This is a genomic window from Paenibacillus solani, assembly GCF_050475945.1.
Taxonomy (GTDB): domain Bacteria; phylum Bacillota; class Bacilli; order Paenibacillales; family Paenibacillaceae; genus Paenibacillus_AQ; species Paenibacillus_AQ solani_A.
Map to the genome: position 1 here is coordinate 293,110 of NZ_JBCMXJ010000017.1, position 16,115 is coordinate 309,224.

Annotated in this window: 12 protein-coding genes; 4 read left to right on the top strand and 8 right to left on the bottom strand. The window is 50.5% G+C overall.

Features of this window, described 5'->3' with window-relative positions:
• Positions 1 to 44 precede the first annotated feature (44 nt).
• Together ABEQ74_RS23180 and ABEQ74_RS23185 are read right to left on the bottom strand one after the other, a co-directional pair.
• Complete coding sequence (locus ABEQ74_RS23180; protein ID WP_430124529.1) at positions 45 to 1,010, bottom strand: carbohydrate ABC transporter permease; 966 nt, start codon at positions 1,008 to 1,010, stop codon at positions 45 to 47.
• A 29-nt stretch (positions 1,011 to 1,039) separates the two neighbouring features.
• On the bottom strand, positions 1,040 to 2,407 hold the full coding sequence (locus ABEQ74_RS23185; protein ID WP_430124530.1) for an ABC transporter substrate-binding protein: 1,368 nt from the start codon (positions 2,405 to 2,407) through the stop codon (positions 1,040 to 1,042).
• 189 nt (positions 2,408 to 2,596) lie between these two features.
• Here ABEQ74_RS23185 and ABEQ74_RS23190 point away from each other — a divergent pair, with 189 nt between their 5' ends.
• Both ABEQ74_RS23190 and ABEQ74_RS23195 read left to right on the top strand, forming a co-directional pair.
• Positions 2,597 to 4,468: a sensor histidine kinase gene (locus ABEQ74_RS23190; protein WP_430124531.1), complete on the top strand. Its 1,872-nt coding sequence runs from the start codon at positions 2,597 to 2,599 to the stop codon at positions 4,466 to 4,468.
• Positions 4,446 to 5,510: a response regulator transcription factor gene (locus tag ABEQ74_RS23195; protein WP_430124532.1), complete on the top strand. Its 1,065-nt coding sequence runs from the start codon at positions 4,446 to 4,448 to the stop codon at positions 5,508 to 5,510. Before ABEQ74_RS23190 ends, ABEQ74_RS23195 begins: the two co-directional genes overlap by 23 nt.
• Before the next feature lie 143 nt (positions 5,511 to 5,653).
• On the opposite strand, the gene ABEQ74_RS23200 is transcribed toward ABEQ74_RS23195, so the two are convergent.
• Positions 5,654 to 6,202: an NAD(P)H-dependent oxidoreductase gene (locus ABEQ74_RS23200; RefSeq protein ID WP_430124534.1), complete on the bottom strand. Its 549-nt coding sequence runs from the start codon at positions 6,200 to 6,202 to the stop codon at positions 5,654 to 5,656.
• Between the two features lie 247 nt (positions 6,203 to 6,449).
• Between ABEQ74_RS23200 and ABEQ74_RS23205 the strand changes: the two genes are divergently transcribed.
• A complete protein-coding gene (locus tag ABEQ74_RS23205; RefSeq protein WP_430124535.1) occupies positions 6,450 to 6,830 on the top strand; it encodes a winged helix-turn-helix transcriptional regulator in 381 nt (126 codons plus the stop codon).
• Between the two features lie 38 nt (positions 6,831 to 6,868).
• Positions 6,869 to 7,495: a DUF3298 domain-containing protein gene (locus tag ABEQ74_RS23210; RefSeq protein ID WP_430124536.1), complete on the top strand. Its 627-nt coding sequence runs from the start codon at positions 6,869 to 6,871 to the stop codon at positions 7,493 to 7,495.
• Between the two features lie 110 nt (positions 7,496 to 7,605).
• Here ABEQ74_RS23210 and htpG read toward each other — a convergent pair whose 3' ends face one another.
• The 5 genes from htpG to ABEQ74_RS23235 all read right to left on the bottom strand — a co-directional run bounded on the left by htpG (position 7,606) and on the right by ABEQ74_RS23235 (position 16,083).
• Positions 7,606 to 9,483 (bottom strand): molecular chaperone HtpG, encoded by a 1,878-nt coding sequence (htpG, locus tag ABEQ74_RS23215; protein ID WP_430124537.1) that lies wholly within the window; start codon positions 9,481 to 9,483, stop codon positions 7,606 to 7,608.
• A gap of 249 nt (positions 9,484 to 9,732) precedes the next feature.
• A complete protein-coding gene (locus ABEQ74_RS23220; RefSeq protein ID WP_430124538.1) occupies positions 9,733 to 10,974 on the bottom strand; it encodes an MFS transporter in 1,242 nt (413 codons plus the stop codon).
• Positions 10,975 to 11,028: 54 nt separating this feature from the next.
• The gene (locus ABEQ74_RS23225) at positions 11,029 to 14,127 is read right to left on the bottom strand and encodes a glycoside hydrolase family 2 TIM barrel-domain containing protein (RefSeq protein WP_430124539.1); all 3,099 of its coding nucleotides are present in this window, start codon (positions 14,125 to 14,127) and stop codon (positions 11,029 to 11,031) included.
• Positions 14,128 to 14,275: 148 nt separating this feature from the next.
• Positions 14,276 to 15,088 (bottom strand): carbohydrate ABC transporter permease, encoded by an 813-nt coding sequence (locus ABEQ74_RS23230; protein WP_430124540.1) that lies wholly within the window; start codon positions 15,086 to 15,088, stop codon positions 14,276 to 14,278.
• Positions 15,085 to 16,083, bottom strand: a complete 999-nt coding sequence (locus ABEQ74_RS23235; RefSeq protein WP_430124623.1) for a carbohydrate ABC transporter permease — start codon at positions 16,081 to 16,083, stop codon at positions 15,085 to 15,087. The genes ABEQ74_RS23230 and ABEQ74_RS23235 overlap by 4 nt, the downstream gene beginning before the upstream one ends.
• Positions 16,084 to 16,115 lie beyond the last annotated feature (32 nt).

Genomic DNA, 16,115 nt, shown 5'->3' on the forward strand with positions numbered 1-16,115 from the left:
TTGTCCGGCGCTTTACAAGCTGCAATTCCTTCTTAACCACTGGATCAGTCATAGTGCACCCATTTCTTCTGCGCCCTAAGCTGTACCAGCGTCAACAAGAACAGAATCATGAACAGCACCCAAGCGATAGCGGAAGCATAACCCATTCTCATAAACGTGAAACCCTCACGGTATAAATACAGCATCATGACCAGACTGGAGTTATTCGGGCCACCCGCCGAACTGATATCCCCTCTACCGGTGAGCACGTAAATTTGTTCAAATGCCTGGAAGGTGGAGATCGTACTCATGATGACCACCAGGAATGTCGTCGGCGAAATCAAAGGAACCGTAATATTGCGGAATTTGCGTATAGCTCCTGCTCCGTCAATCTCCGCGGCTTCATACAAATCCCCGGGGACGCTCTGAAGTCCCGCCAGATAAATGACCATGATATAACCGATCCCTTTCCATACCGCGATGAAGACGAGCAGCGGGATGGCCAGCTTCGGATCCTGCAGCCAGCCTTGCCCTGCGAACCCCAGCTTCGCTAGCAGCGTATTCGCCAAGCCAAAGCGTGGATTGAATACGGCGTCAGCAACATACAAGATAACGGTCCATGAGGAGATCACCGGAATAAAATGAGCCATCCGAAACCATTTAAGGCCTTTTAAACGCTGGTTTAACGCAACAGCCAGCACGAGGGCCAGGAAGGTCTGAAGAGGTACGAACAGCACTGCAAAATACAAGGTATTCCATAGGGAACGCATGAACAGCGAATCACCGGCCATACGCCGAAAATTATCCAATCCGCTCCACTGGGGCGGATTCAGCATATCGTAGTCGGAAAAGCTGAAATACAGCGATGCGGCGAGTGGTCCCGCCACAAAAATAATAAAGTGAAGGAGATAAGGGGAGGCCATAAGCAGCCCCCATCTCCCCTCGTGATCCCATTTCCGTTTTCGGGCGGGCCGTTTGTGCGGCATCGGATCGGCTTTGAGTGCTGCATTGTCGTTTATCATATTGCCCATTTCACTCCCGCCTTTCTTCCACCCTTGTTTTATTTTTTATAAAAATCATCGAGGACCGATTGGACGGCTGCATCTGCATCGCTTAGCGCCTGATCAATGGTTGCATCGCCCAGGAACGCACGCTCTGCATTCTCGTTGAATTTGCCTACCCACTCTTCCCAAACCGCATTATTATCGAGCGTCTGTGCAAACTCCAGACTATCCAGGAAGGCCTGGCGGTTCGCTGGCTTCTCCCCCGCTTTGAGGAACACTTCAGATTGTGCTACCGATTTCTTCACAGGCACCGCCTCACCAAGCTCGGTCCATTGCTTCTGTACGTCATCTTCCGTAGCCCAGTATTTAATCCATTCCCAAGCGGCTTTTGCTTTCTCATCATTCGACTTCTGATTAATCACCCACGAGTTGGCAATAACCGGGGAGACGCGTTTGCCGTCAGGTCCCTTCGGCAGCATCGTCACATCATAATTCAGGCCGGCTTCATTCGCTGCCTGCACACGGGCATAGATCCCAATCCGCATGGCAGCCGAGCCGCTTGGGAACACAGCGGTATTGCTCTGGAAGCTCTTCAGGTCAACCGGGTCCGTAATGATGCCCCGCTGCATGCCATCAACCATCCATTCAAACGCCTGCTTGTTCTCGGGCGTATTGACGATCGAATTTTCCGCCTTTTCATCAAGAACGCCGCCCCCATAAGATTTCATGACAGAGAACCAGCCTTCAGTGATGCTAAAGAATGTGAGCCCGAACTGATTGACACTGGCAGCGTCAAACCCGCTGTCCTCTGCCGTTTTTCCACTCGCATCTACCGTCAGCTTCGCAGCTGTAGCTTTCAGGTCTTCCCATGTCCATTCATCCGAAGGATAGTCTACGCCAGCTTTATCAAACATGTCCTTGTTGTAGAACAGAACACCGACCTGAATTCCTTGAGGTACCCCCCAATAACGTCCGTCTGCGTCTTTATTGAAATCAAGCCCGTAATACTCATCCGCCTTCAGGTCACTTTCAATCCAATCGGTCAGATCCTTGGCTGCCCCGCGCTGGGCGTATTTCATTACGTACACACCGTCAGAAAGCCATACGTCCGGTGCCTGACCGGCTGCAATCTGCGTATCCAGCTTTTGATAGAACTGGCCATACGGAGCACTTTGAGTCTTAACCTTAATGTTCGGGTGCTGCTTCTCAAACTGCTCAATCAGCTCCTTCATCTTCGTATCGGAGCTGTCACTGGAATAGTATCCAAGCAGAATTTCCACTTTCTTACCGTTGTCACCGCCGTCGCCCGCCCCCGAGGAAGCGGTTCCACCTTTTCCCTCACTAGCATTGCCGCAGCCGCTGGCCACGATGGATATGAATAATAATGCCGCTAACCAACCGTGAAAGCCTTTTCTTTTTTTCACGAAGTCTCGCCCCCTGATTCAATTTAAATGGATTAATGCGATTGTAGTTGATAATGCCAAAAGCGCCCATGTGCTTTCTTGACTCACTTGTGATTTCTTGCTGCAGCATCATGGTTTTTTATTTACAACTTGTGTTTTTTTGCTACAATGTCCTTACATTCCCTACTTCAATGCCAGGAAGGCGGAAGCATGATGAATATCCAAGGAATCCCTTCAGGTCACTTGACCATTAACCAACGTTTATTCGTTCTGATCATCCTGTTCATTGGCTTTCCTTTCTTTCTGCTGGGCAGCTTCTGGTACCTATCATCGACCAAAGCGATTGAACAATTTGCTGCGGGCGCCAACAAGCGTATCATTGAGCAAACCAACGTGTCGCTCGACTCCTATCTATCCAATCTCGAAAATTCAACCTATCCCTTTATTCATAACCCGCAGATCCAGCAGTTTCTCTCTGCAACTCAGCTTACTCCCTATGCTTACTTCCAGCTATCCAAAAAAGTGGAAGATGATTTGTTTGCTCAGATGATCTATGGCAGATCCGATATCATTGGCATCTCGCTTGTAGCCGAGAACAACAGACAGATCACCGATTACGAAAGCGCTTCCTCACTGCTGGATATGCGGGAAATTCGTAAGCGCAACCGATCCTTCCAGGAGCGGCTGGATCAATACAGTGACTTTCAGATCGTCGGCCTCAGCCGGGTTGGCAATACACCGTCCCTAACTGTAGCCCGAAAACTATACGATAATTCCACCTTCCTCTACAAAGGCTTATTGATTATCGATCTCAATCTGAAGCAAATCGGGGCCATCTGCACTAACGATTCACTGGGTGGCTTTGATGTCTGGATCATGGGCAAGGACGGGCAGGTCATCTACCATCCGAATCCAAATCAAATCGGGTCTGTTGTCGAGCATGAGCTATTTACGCGTATTCAGAAAGAGGACAGCACCTTCTTCCGGCATCAAGACACAACGTCCAACACCGAAAAAATGGTTCTGCATGAAAAGTCGCAAATTACCGGCTGGACGGTTGTTGCCGATCTGCCGCTGAACAATCTTATCGGCGGGCTGATCACGCTGCGTAATTACTCACTAGCCGCCGCTGCCGTGCTGATCATCATTGCTTTGTCCCTTGTGGGTGGTTTTTCTTTTTCCTTGACCAGACAGCTGTCCATGCTGCAGAAGTTAATGGCCCGTGTCGAGCGAGGTGACTTTGTTCTTCCTATCAAATTAGGCAGGTTCCGTAATCCTGAGATGACTGCCGTATTTCACAGCTTTTACAGCATGACGGGAGAACTGAAGCGATTGATCCGGGAAGTCCATGATTCCCAGCTGAAGGAACGCGATCTCATGATCAAGCAAAAGGAATCAGAGCTCCGCTCCATGCAGTCCCATATTAATCCACATTTCTTGTACAATTCGCTGGAGATTATTAATTCATATGCCATCGCGGATGATCATATGGAGATCAGCCGGATGACCCGGGCGCTTGCACATATGTTCCGCTACAACATTGGTCATGCCGGATCAGTCGTGCCACTCCGGGAAGAGATGACGCATATCCGATATTATCTTGATCTGCAAAGTGCCCGTTTCCGCAAACTCCAGATCGACATGGATGTGAAAGAGCAAGATTGGGATCGTGTAATGGCCGTCAGACTCACGCTGCAGCCGATCGTAGAGAATGTATTCATACATGGATACCGAGGCAAGAAGCCGCGTTATGTTCGGATCGGGGCTAGCGCGGAGGCAGACTATTATGCGATCGTGATTCAGGATAAAGGGGTTGGCATGAGCGCAGATACAGTGCGGAATATCAGAGAAATCCTGCAATATCAAGAGCATTCGGAGAAAGGGCTACTGCGGGGTGATGGAAAAGAAACCTCGGGAGGCATTGGTCTTCTGAATGTACACCAGAGACTTCAGCTGACCTTCGGAGCTGAATATGGCCTGTACCTCATGGAATCTATTCCAGGAGAAGGCACCCAGTTTGAAATCAGACTGCCGTATAAAACGAGCGAGGAGGAACGCTATGTATCGGTTAATGATGATTGATGATGAATATGCCATTCATTTTAGCTTACGCAAGCTTGTCGAAAGATCCGGTCTTCAGGTGGAGGTCACAGGAGAAGCCGAAGACGGGGTTGAAGCTCTTCAACTGCTGGAGAGCAGCCGGCCTGACATTATCGTGACCGATATCTGCATGCCCGAAATGGATGGACTGGAATTTATCAGACGTGTTAGGGAATCTCATTCGCATATGCATTTCATTATCCTCTCGGGTCATGATAACTTCGAGTTTGCTCGTCAAGCGATCCGCTATGGCGTTTCGGATTTTCTGCTGAAGCCCATCGACCCTGATCAGTTTCAGATGACACTGGAGCAAGCGTGCAGGGATCTGGATAATCGGCGGGCGAAATTCTCCAGGCAAACGGAATGGACGCTTGTCCAGCAGCACCATAAAGCCAGACTGGCTGAACTGTTATGGTCTGCGAATGAACAGGAGGCCCTAGAGCAAGCCCGTGAGATCATGACTCTTTTTGAAACGAAGGGACCGGCGGAAGTCAGCCTATCACGGTACGTTCGGATGCTGATTCAGGATTTGCTCTCTGCGCTTGACGAACGCGGTTTAACTCTTGCGGTAAAGATCGGCGAGGACGAATGGCTTCTGGAAGATGATCCCGTTGTCTGCGGCAGCCAAGTAGAGGATAAGATCAAGGATTTGCTTGCGTTAATTAAGGGTTCCCGCAATCTAGGATCGCATCATAATATCCAGAAAGCCAAACGGTACATTGAAGAGAATTATGCGATGGAGGATTTGTCGCTGCAGGAGGTGGCCGATTCGGTCGGGATGTCAGTTACGTATTTAAGCCGTACCTTCAAGAATGAAACGAATATGAATTTCGTGAAATATCTGGTGCAGGTCCGCATGGAAAAAGCGAAGGAATTGCTTGCGGAGTCAGAGCTTTCGGCTCAGGAAACGGCCTACCGTGTCGGCTTTTCGGACTATGTCCATTTCAGCAAAACATTTAAAAAATATCATGGCCTGACCCCTTCGGCATACCGAAAGCAGTGCAAGGCCATGGATGGAGGATGAGACAGGCAGGTGTTTAATTAACTTGTTCTCCCGTTCTTCCACTCCTTCGCTCTGGCAAGAAGCTGCTCAATGAACGCAGTCTTCTCATCGGAGTATCGGAGCAGGGTCCGGGCTCCTTGCGAAACGATCAAGCCATGGATCTCTCAGTATCGACTTCCCACAACAGCAGGTGCAAGGACTTGTTCCGCATACCTGGCAGCCTCGGCCTGAAGTGCTTCATCACTGACCCGCTCGACGTTATATGTTACAAATGCAGGAAGATAGGTCACTTTGCACCTGTTAAATGTGGCTTGAATCGGCCTCAGCAGCTCACTGGCGGTAAACCAGTTCTCCCCTCCTGCTTGATATCCGTATTCTAAACCCGCTGCCGTCGTCGCCAACATAAACTCTTTGCCCTTCAGACCGTTCCCTTCGGGACCGAATGCCCACCCGAAGGTCAGCACATCATCGAACCATTTCTTCAGCAGGGGCGGACAGCTGTACCAGTAAAATGGGAACTGGAACACCACACGATCATATTGAAGAAGAAGCTGCTGCTCCCGCTCCATATCAATAATCCAATCCGGATATTCCTTGTAAAGATTCCGAATATCTACATTTCCATTGGCATGCAGTCGGCTGTGCTGCAGCAGTGCTCGATTGGCACGCGAGTTCTCCAAATTCGGATGAGCTACAATTATCATAATTTTCATAGTCAGGTCTCCTATCTGGTTCGGTTTGTTTGACACCCCCATTATGGTTCGGTTCGTAATCTTTGAAAAGTACGCTCTTTTTATGTACTTAGTCCGGTTAATGGTACGTACTCATCCCATGCATAGTACGGTAAAACATACTAAGTACGGTACAGAATAGTACTAGGTTAAAACCAGCTACTGTGCTACAGTAACAATCATCAAGCATCTAATGATCAAATAGCATACTTTCTCGGGAGTTGAGAATATGAGAACAACGGATCAAGGACAGCCTAACACGGACGGCATCCTGACAACGCTGCAATTAATTGGCGGCAAGTGGAAACCGCTGATTCTGTTTATTCTGCTTCAGGACGGAACCAAACGGTTCGGGGAACTGCGGCGTATGCTTCCAGGCGTGACCCAAGGCATGCTGACGAATCAGCTGCGCGAACTGGAACAGGATGGGCTGGTCAGACGCAAGGTGTATCAGGAGATTCCGCCCAAAGTAGAGTATTCCATCTCTGAACATGGAAAGACCTTGGACAGCGTTCTAGCTGACATGTGTACCTGGGGATTTCATCACTTGGAATATGTCGACAATCTCCCTCCCACTATATCCGTAACCCACGCGCCCACTTCCGAATAGGCTAATGTATCTAATGCTGGAATGGAGCGATCTTACGCATGGCGCAATATGTACCGCCGGTAAATGTCCATACCCTCACGCATACGGCACCTGGTCTCGTCATTCATTATCCACAAGTATACGGCCTCATGAATTCGGAGGCGGAGGCTGCCATCAACCGGGCCATTATTCTTCAAATTCAGGAAATGCAGCGTGAACAGCAGCAGGTTCAAACCGGGACCAACCCGCAAACGACGGGTACTTTTGAGATTAAGACGAATGAGCGCGGCATTCTCAGCCTCGTGCTGACCAACTACACCTACTCGGAGCCTATGGCACACGGGTTTACGGTGACGAAGGGCCTGACTTTCTCCACAGCTACCGGAAAATCCTACTCCTTATCAGACCTGTTTCGTCCAGGGTCGGGCTATCAAGCCGTCTTGGCTGCTGAAGTGAACCGGCAGATCAAGGAACGCAGCATTCCCTTGCTGGAGAACAGCCAGGTCACCGTTTCGCCGAATCAGGACTTCTATCTGGCCGACAAATCCCTGGTCATCTTTTATCCGCTCTATGCCATCACACCTTACTATGTCGGATTTCCGATGTTCCCCATCTCGGTGTATGACCTTCTTGGCATAGCACCCGAGAACGGCTTGTTATCGGATCTGGCCGCGAACGTGGTGTAAGCGCCTTAGCGTGATCAGGTTACAGGCAAAAAAACAAACTCGATTCCCTGGTTTCATGCACCAGGGTTTCGGGTTTGTTTGTTATCATCGTTAGCAATTAGCTGTGATGGTTACACCATGATTTTGCAAATATCGTTTGTGAATTCTACCGGATCAGCAATCGGCAAGCCTTCAATCAGCAATGCCTGATTGTACAGCAGATTCGTGTAAAGCTTCAGCTTATCCTGATCCGCTTGCTGTGCTTTCAGGGATTTAAACACTTCATGGTTGGTGTTAATCTCCAGCACCTTATCCGCTTGAACATCCTGTCCGTTCGGCATGGCCTTCAAGATTTTTTCCATCTCGATCGAGACTTCGCCCTCCGTGGACAAGCATACCGGATGGGATTTCAACCGCTTGGAGGCCTTAACGGATTTCACCTTGCCTGCCAAGAGGCTGCCCATAGCTTCAAAGAGTTCCTTGTTGTCGCTTTCTTCTGCTTCGTTCTCCTGCTGATCCCCCTCCGAATCAAGGCCAAGATCACCGCTGGATACCGATTTGAATTCTTTTTCCTTGTATTTCATCAGCATTTTGATCGCAAACTCATCCACATCGTCGGTGAAGTACAGGATTTCGTAACCTTTATCCAGCACCATTTCCGTTTGCGGAAGCTTCTCGATGCGGTCGATGGAATCGCCGGATGCATAATAGATAAACTTCTGATCTTCCGGCATTCTTGATACGTACTCATCCAGGGAGACCAGCTTCTTCTCTTTAGAGGATGTGAACAGCAGCAGATCCTGCAGATCTTCCTTGTTCATGCCGTAATCGTTATAGACGCCGAATTTTAGACCTCTGCCAAAGGATGCGAAGAATTTTTCATAGTTCTCCCGCTCGTCCTTCATCATGCTCTGAAGCGCGCCCTTCACTTTGTTCTTGATATTCTTCGCAATCAGTGTCAACTGCCGATCATGCTGCAGCATCTCGCGGGAGATGTTCAGCGACAGATCCTCGGAATCGACCATCCCTTTCACGAAGCTGAAATAGTCCGGCAGCAGATCGCCGCATTTATCCATGATCAGGACACCGTTGGAGTAGAGCTCAAGTCCCTTCTCGTATTCCTTGGTGTAATAATCAAACGGTGTATTCTCAGGAATGAACAAAATCGCGTTGTAAACAACGGCACCGTCCGCTTTGATATGAACATGCTTCAGCGGTTTATCAAAGCCGTATCGCTTCTCATTATAGAAGTTCTGATAATCTTCTTCCGTAAGCTCGCTCTTGTTCTTGCGCCAGATCGGCACCATGCTGTTGATGGTTTGTTCTTCCTGTACTTCTTCGAACTCGTTCTCAGCGTCTTCTTTCGGCCGCTGCGTCTTCACATCCATCTTGATCGGATAGCGGATGAAATCTGAGTACTTCTTGATGATCGCTCTTAAGCGATACTCTTCCAAATACTCGTCATACTGATCGTCTTCCGTGTTCTCCTTGATCTTCATTACGATCTCGGTTCCAACGGAATCCTTCTCGGCCGGCGTAATGGTATATCCGTCTGCGCCTTCGGATTCCCATTTATATGCCTCATCGCTGCCCAGAGCACGGCTCGTCACAGTTACCACATCGGCAACCATAAAGGCAGAGTAGAAGCCTACGCCGAATTGACCGATGATATTGTGACCGTCCTTCGCTTCATTTTCGCTCTTGAATGCAAGAGAACCGCTCTTCGCGATGACGCCGAGATTGTTCTCAAGGTCTTCCTTGGTCATCCCGATCCCCGTGTCGGTAATGGTAAGCGTACGATTAGCTTTATCTGCGGTAATCTTAACGTAGTAATCTTCTTTGTTAAAGGTCAGGTTGTCGTCGGTCAGCGCTTTATAGTAAATCTTGTCGATCGCATCGCTGGCATTCGAAATCAGCTCACGCAGAAAAATTTCACGCTGCGTATAAATCGAGTTGATCATCATCTCGAGCAGCCGTTTGGATTCGGCTTTAAATTGTTGTTTCGCCATGAAAAAGTCTCCTTTCCAATCTAAACGAGTTTTTTCTTTTTTAGCACTCTATTGAGCAGAGTGCTAACACTTCCTCTATTTAAACATGTTCCAATTTTTAATGTCAATATGTTTGCAGACTTTCGCACGAACAAATCAGGATAAGCTTCAATTAAGAAGCGGACAGCTTGAGATGAATGTGAAAACATACCGAAATCAGCAAAAAGACTGTCTAAAAGAGGTAATTCTCTTTTAGACAGCCTAATCTATTCAAGACTCCATGCTGCTGTTTAATCGCTTGGACAAGACGGGCCGAATCCACCATAAATAATACATACCGCAGATGAACAGTGCCCCTGCTGTGACCAGAAAAGGCAGCCGGTAATCCTGCCGGGCGAGGATCCATCCGGCGACCAAGGTTGCCCCCGATGAGCCCAGGCTCCTGAACACCGACCGCATGCCGGCATACAGATTTCGTTCCTCTTCGTTGAAGGCCGACATCAGCAGACTGTCCAGCAGATTGGACAGCATCGTCACACCCCCACCCCGCAATAGAAACAGCACAATAAACAGCCATACGGGAAGTATTAGGGACAGAATAGCGAACAGGAGGATATTGACCATAAATACCGCAATAATGGCCGTGTTATAACCAAACCGCTCCATGACATACGGCGTCATCAATGAGCATATAAAGAGCAGAATCGCACCGATGGCCAGAATTAGGGAGACCTGATCATCCATTAAGTTCAAACGGAACTTCACGATGACATTCAGGAATGAACCGGTCATCGCAATGCACCCTCCAAGGAGCGCCATGAACAAGGCGAACAACCATAATGTCCCGGAAGATAGTGGTTTCACTAACCTGGTGATTCCCTTGACTGATGAAGCCGCTGCCGCCGGCTTCATCGCGACTTTACGCTCAGGGGGCAGCCAGTATGCCCGGATGATCCCATGAAGCACAAGCACCAGCCCGGTCAGCAGCAGAGAGGCCTCATAGCCCCTGCTGCCTTCAAACCCCTTCGAGATATACCCGGCTGCCAGCGTTCCCAAACCCGAGAAAGCCGTAAAAACAGCAAACATCAAGGAGAATGCACGCGCTTCTTCCTTACGGGACCTGCAATAATGAAAGAGCAGCTGGATCTCCGTCGTTTCCACCAGCGTCAAACCGGCAGACACCAGAATCTGAGCGGCATAGAACCAGAGCAATTGATCACTGAGAGCAAACAGCACATTCCCTGCAGCGATGAAGAAAATGCCGGTGACCAGCAATTTCTTTCTCCCGGTCCGGTTAGCGAGCATGGAAACTGGAATGGCGAGCACACCCATGACCAGAATCCCCATCGATACCAATGCACCAATCTCGTCTTCCCTGAGTCCCCGGAAGAGCAGATGCAGATTGAGGACGAGTGAGTAAAGTCCGATACCGAGGCCGTAGAAGGCCTCACTTATCAGGAATCGGCGCACGCCCGTAGACAGCTGCAGCAGGTCTTTGATGTAAAGAGACATGTTATTCCCCTTTTCCAGAAAATCCGATGACGATTTTGAAATAAAATCAGTCGGTTACTTATACAATTCCGCTTCCGAGCGCATCCGCCGGCTTAATCCAGCCGGGTCGGTATCCTCGCCAGTGTAAGCCTTCAGGAGGATGCGGAATGCAAACGGCTCCGGTTTGATCGAATGCTCAGGCGACTGTGCCGGACCGCAGCTGTTGCTGCCAAGTCCGTTCTGCTGGTAATCCAGATTCAATGTCGTGAAGCTGCGTGGAATCAGATCACTGGCATGTGCGGCAGATTCCACATCCTGATCGGTGTACCGGCTCGCACTAAAGTTCAAGACGGGCTCGCCTACGGCGAGGAGTCCCAATCCCGCGCCATCCGTGAGCGAAATCCACCGGACATCCGAGCGGTTTCCGTTCTCCTGCGGGTAAATATAAGGTGTGAACAAGCCGTCCACGGTGCTGCGGTATTCTCCAAATCGTCCCGCTTCCAGACTGTCCGGATAGCTCTCTCCAGGTCCTCTGCCATACCAGCGGACATGCTCCATGTCCCCCGCTACTTGCATTTGAAGCCCGATTTTGGGCAGCATGGCAGGCGGAGTTCCAATCGGCTCCCCCTTCACGTCAATCACAATCAGACCACTGGAAGTGATCGTATAGGTTGTTTCGCAGCGGAAGCCCCAATCATACACTGGCGGCGCAATTCGGGAGATTCGTCGCACCTCTACGCTGTCCTGGTCCAGTCGCTTCCATTCAAAATGATCGATCCGCTCGGAGAGCCGATCCAGATGCGCTTTACGCCAATCCGGCAGCACATACATATCGTTATCGATCGGCGAACGCCAGAAATTTAGTAGCGGTCCGCTAAGCGCGATTCTTTTGCCTTGCAGAGACAAGCTTTGGAAGCCCGGATGGCGGGAGCTTAATGACACCTGAAAGCTGCCGTTATTTACATAAAGGCCATTCTTCTCCTCGCTAATCTGCAGAGGTCCCTGCCGAAAAGCAGCGGTCGGTTTGAATTCAGGCTTCGACGCTTCGCGCAGCTGAAACTGGGACCACGCCACTTCATGCCCCCGCTCTGCCCAGCGGCAGTCCGCAGCCAGTGAGAGGGATACCTCAAGCCACAGCTCGGCATAAGGGCTTACGCCGATAGCAGACTGTTTCACAATTTCTGCGAGGCTTAGTTCAGCACTTGTGCCTGCCTCGATACGGGGAAGCTCCAGTACCCCGCTATGAACAAGCTGTCCATCAGCCAGCACGCGGTAACTGGCCTCCAAATGATCCAGCGTTATAAAATCATAGCGGTTCATGATGTGCAGCAGCTCAGGGTGCGGCATCGTCATCCGTACAGGTTCAATGACCTTTTTGTATTCCAGCAGACCAGGTGAAGGCGTCCGGTCCGGACGGATCAAACCGTCGATGACAAAATTGCTGTTGTTTGGCACATCGCCGTAATCGCCGCCGTATGCATAATCCAGCTTTCCGTCCGCCGTCCTTCTGCTCAGCCCGTGATCAATCCACTCCCACACGAACCCCCCCGCAAGACAGCGATGCGCTTCAAAAGTATCAAAGTATGGGCGTAGTCCACCAGGCCCGTTGCCCATTGCATGCGCAAATTCGCACAGAATATGCGGCTTGGGATGATCGGTCATTTTGCCGAAGCCCTCCATCTTCTCAACGGAGGAATACATGGTGCTCACCACGTCGCACACCTCAGCCTCGCGGTCCTCTTCGTAATGAATCAGCCTGGTAGTGTCATGCTCCCGGCACCACTCCGCCATCGCGCGGAAATTGCAGCCAAAGCCGGATTCATTGCCGAGGGACCAGAACAGAACGGACGGGTGGTTCTTATCCCGCTCCACCATTCTGCGCACGCGGTCCACGTAAGCTTCCTTCCAGTCCGGATCGTCACTTAAGCGGGAGATGTTGCCGAGCGGCTCAAAGCCGTGGGTCTCCAAATCCGTCTCTTCCATAACATACAGTCCGTACACATCGCACAGATCATAGAATCGTGGATCGTTCGGGTAATGAGCGGTCCGGACGGCATTGATGTTGTGCTGCTTCATCAAACGGATGTCCTCCAGCATCGTGGACAGGGTGACTGTTCGGCCCGTATCCGGATGATGATCGTGTCGGTTAACTCCCTTAAGTAGAATCGCCTTGCCATTGACCAGAAGCTCTCCGTCCTTCACTTCGATTGAACGAAACCCGACACGCTGCGCCACGTTCTCCAGCGTTTCCCCCTGATCATCCCGCAAGGTGATAAGCAGATGGTACAGTGACGGTGATTCGGCACTCCATAATTCCGGGCCCACCACATCCATTTCAAATTCCTCCACGGCGGAGTGTGTAACATCCTTTTGAACTGAACCTAACACCTCGCCGGTTCCATCCAGCAGCTGCAGCCGTACCGATCCAGATTCCGTTCCTGCGAACTCCAATCGCACGTTTAGCTTGGCGTTCACGTATTCCTCATCCAGCTTGGTCGTTACACAGAAATCGTTGATTCGAAGCGCTGACGGCTCGGCGACCAGATAGACATCCCGGAAAATGCCGCTCATCCACCACATATCCTGATCTTCCAGATAACTTCCATCCGACCACTGATATACCCGGACGGATATTTTGTTTACGCCAGTCTTTACGTAAGGCGTCAGATCGAACTCGGAGGTCAGCCGGCTTCCCTGGCTGTAGCCGATAAACGCGCCGTTCAGCCACACATGAAACGCGCTGTCCACACCATCGAATTTGATGCTGATCTCGCTGCCGTCCCAGTGCTCAGGCAGTTCGAACTCACGGACATAGCTGCCAGTCGGATTCGCATTCGGCACATGCGGCGGATCCACAGGAAACGGATAGTACAAATCCGTGTAATGGGGGTGACCGTAGCCTTTCAGCTGCCAGTGTCCCGGAACCGGGATGTCATCCCAGGCCGATACATCGTAATCCTTTTCAAAAAATGCTTCTGGAGCACTCTCGGGCTCCTCGGCATAGTGGAATTTCCAAACTCCGTTCAGCGATTGATACCAGGCCGAGCTGCCTCTGTCATAACTAAGTGCTCCGTCCGCATCCGCAAACGGAATGAAATAGGCCCGGCTCTTCGCCCGGTTTCGCTCCAGCACGCTCAGGTTATCCCAGTCGCGGCCGATACGAGGGTCTTTCATAGATCTCTCCATCCTTTCCAAACGGTCTAATTTTCTAGAGGTAGTTCAAAAAGTCATCTTCCCCTGACTTTTTGAACACACACTTCTATGTTCTGATATTGCATCAAGCTGCAGATCAATCGTGGACGTCTCTTATCGAAGACATCCACTATCCCTTGATCCCCGTCGTGGCTATGCCGCCAACGATATAACGCTGGGCGAAGAAAAATACGGCAAGCGGCGGGATCGAGATCAGGCAGGTGATCGCCATAATGGACTGCATATCAACGCCGTGCATGCCCTTGAATTGGGATAACCCCAGCGTCAGCGTATATTTCGTCTGATCATTCAGGAAGATGAGCGGGCCCAGATAATCATTCCAGCAGCTCATCATATGGAATACAGCCACCAGGATAAGCGATGGTCCCATCAGTGGGACGATGATTCGCAATAGAACCGTCATTCTTCCCGCCCCGTCAATCGTTGCCGCCTCATCCAGCTCCTTCGGCAAGGTCATGATGAACTGGCGCAGCAGGAATATGAAATATGCAGAGCCGAACCAGGATGGAACAATGAGCGGTTTAAGAGTATTAATCCAGCCCAGATAGTTAAACTCCATATACTGCGGAATCATCGTCACTTCCCAAGGAATCATCATGGTGGCCAGCACGATCAGAAACAGCGCGTCCCGCCCCTTGAATTGAAACCGGGCGAATCCGTAGGCCACCAGTGTGCAGGATACAAGCTGTCCGAGCGTGGACAGCAGCGTTACAATCAGCGTATTTTTCATAAACAGATTAAACGGCTGAATGCTCCACGCTTCCGCGAAATTGCTAAAGCGCCAAACGGACGGAAACCATTTTGGAGGAAACAGATACAGTTCTTGCTGCGATTTGAGCGCTGTCGTTACCGCCCAGAAGAGCGGGGCAATGAACAGCAGCGAGCACAAGATTAGCAGCGTGTATGTGGTCACCTTTTTCATATGGAACTTCCCTCCCGACTAGCTTGAGGCCCTCGCTTGGCACGCTTCGGCTTCGCTTTCTCCTTCTTCGTCTTCATCTCGCCCTCATAGAACACCCAGGCTTCCGAAGACTTGAATACGAGGAACGTCAACGTCAGCACGATCAGGAACATGAACCAGGCATTTGCTGCGGAGTACCCCATTTTGAAAAACTTGAATGCATTCTCGTACATGTACATGGCGTAGAAATACGTCGACTTCAGCGGCCCTCCGCCCGTAAGCAGGAGCGCCAGCGTCAGCTGCTGGAAGGCAGCAATGATGGATGTAATCAGGTTAAAGAGCAGCGTCGGCGTAATCATCGGGATGGTCACATTGAAGAACTGCCGAATCTTGCCCGCCCCGTCCATCGAGGCCGACTCATACAGATCCTTCGGAATTCCCTTGAGGCCCGCCAGAAAAATAAGCATCATCGAGCCTTGTCCCCACAGACTTGCGATAACCATGGCGACCAGGGACCACTTCGTATCGTTCAGCCAGTCCGGGCCTTCAATGCCGACTAGAGACAAGAAGTAATTGAGTATTCCGTAATCTCCGCTGTACACCCACGACCAGATCATGGCGAGCGCTACACCGGAAATAACCGATGGCAGGTAGAAGGCTGTGCGGAAGAACGCGCTCCCTTTTACATTCTGATTCAGCAGCATGGCGAGTCCCAAAGCCACGATGATGTTTAGCGGCACAAACAGAGCCGCAAATTTCAACGTAACGAACAGCGATTTCCAGAACAACGGATCGTTCGAGAACATCTCGACATAGTTGTTGACGCCGACAAAGGTCACTTGGCCTACGATCGGCCAATCAAAGAATGAGATGATAAGAGAAAACAGCAGCGGACCAAGGGTGAAGACCAGGAATCCGAATATCCAAGGAAAAATGAAGAGGTAGGGCACGGCCCCACCCCATCGTTTGATTCCAAGTCGCTTCGGGGCCGCTGTCTGCTGTTGTGAGTAAGGCATATCAGTATGGGCCATTTTCGCGAACCTTCCTT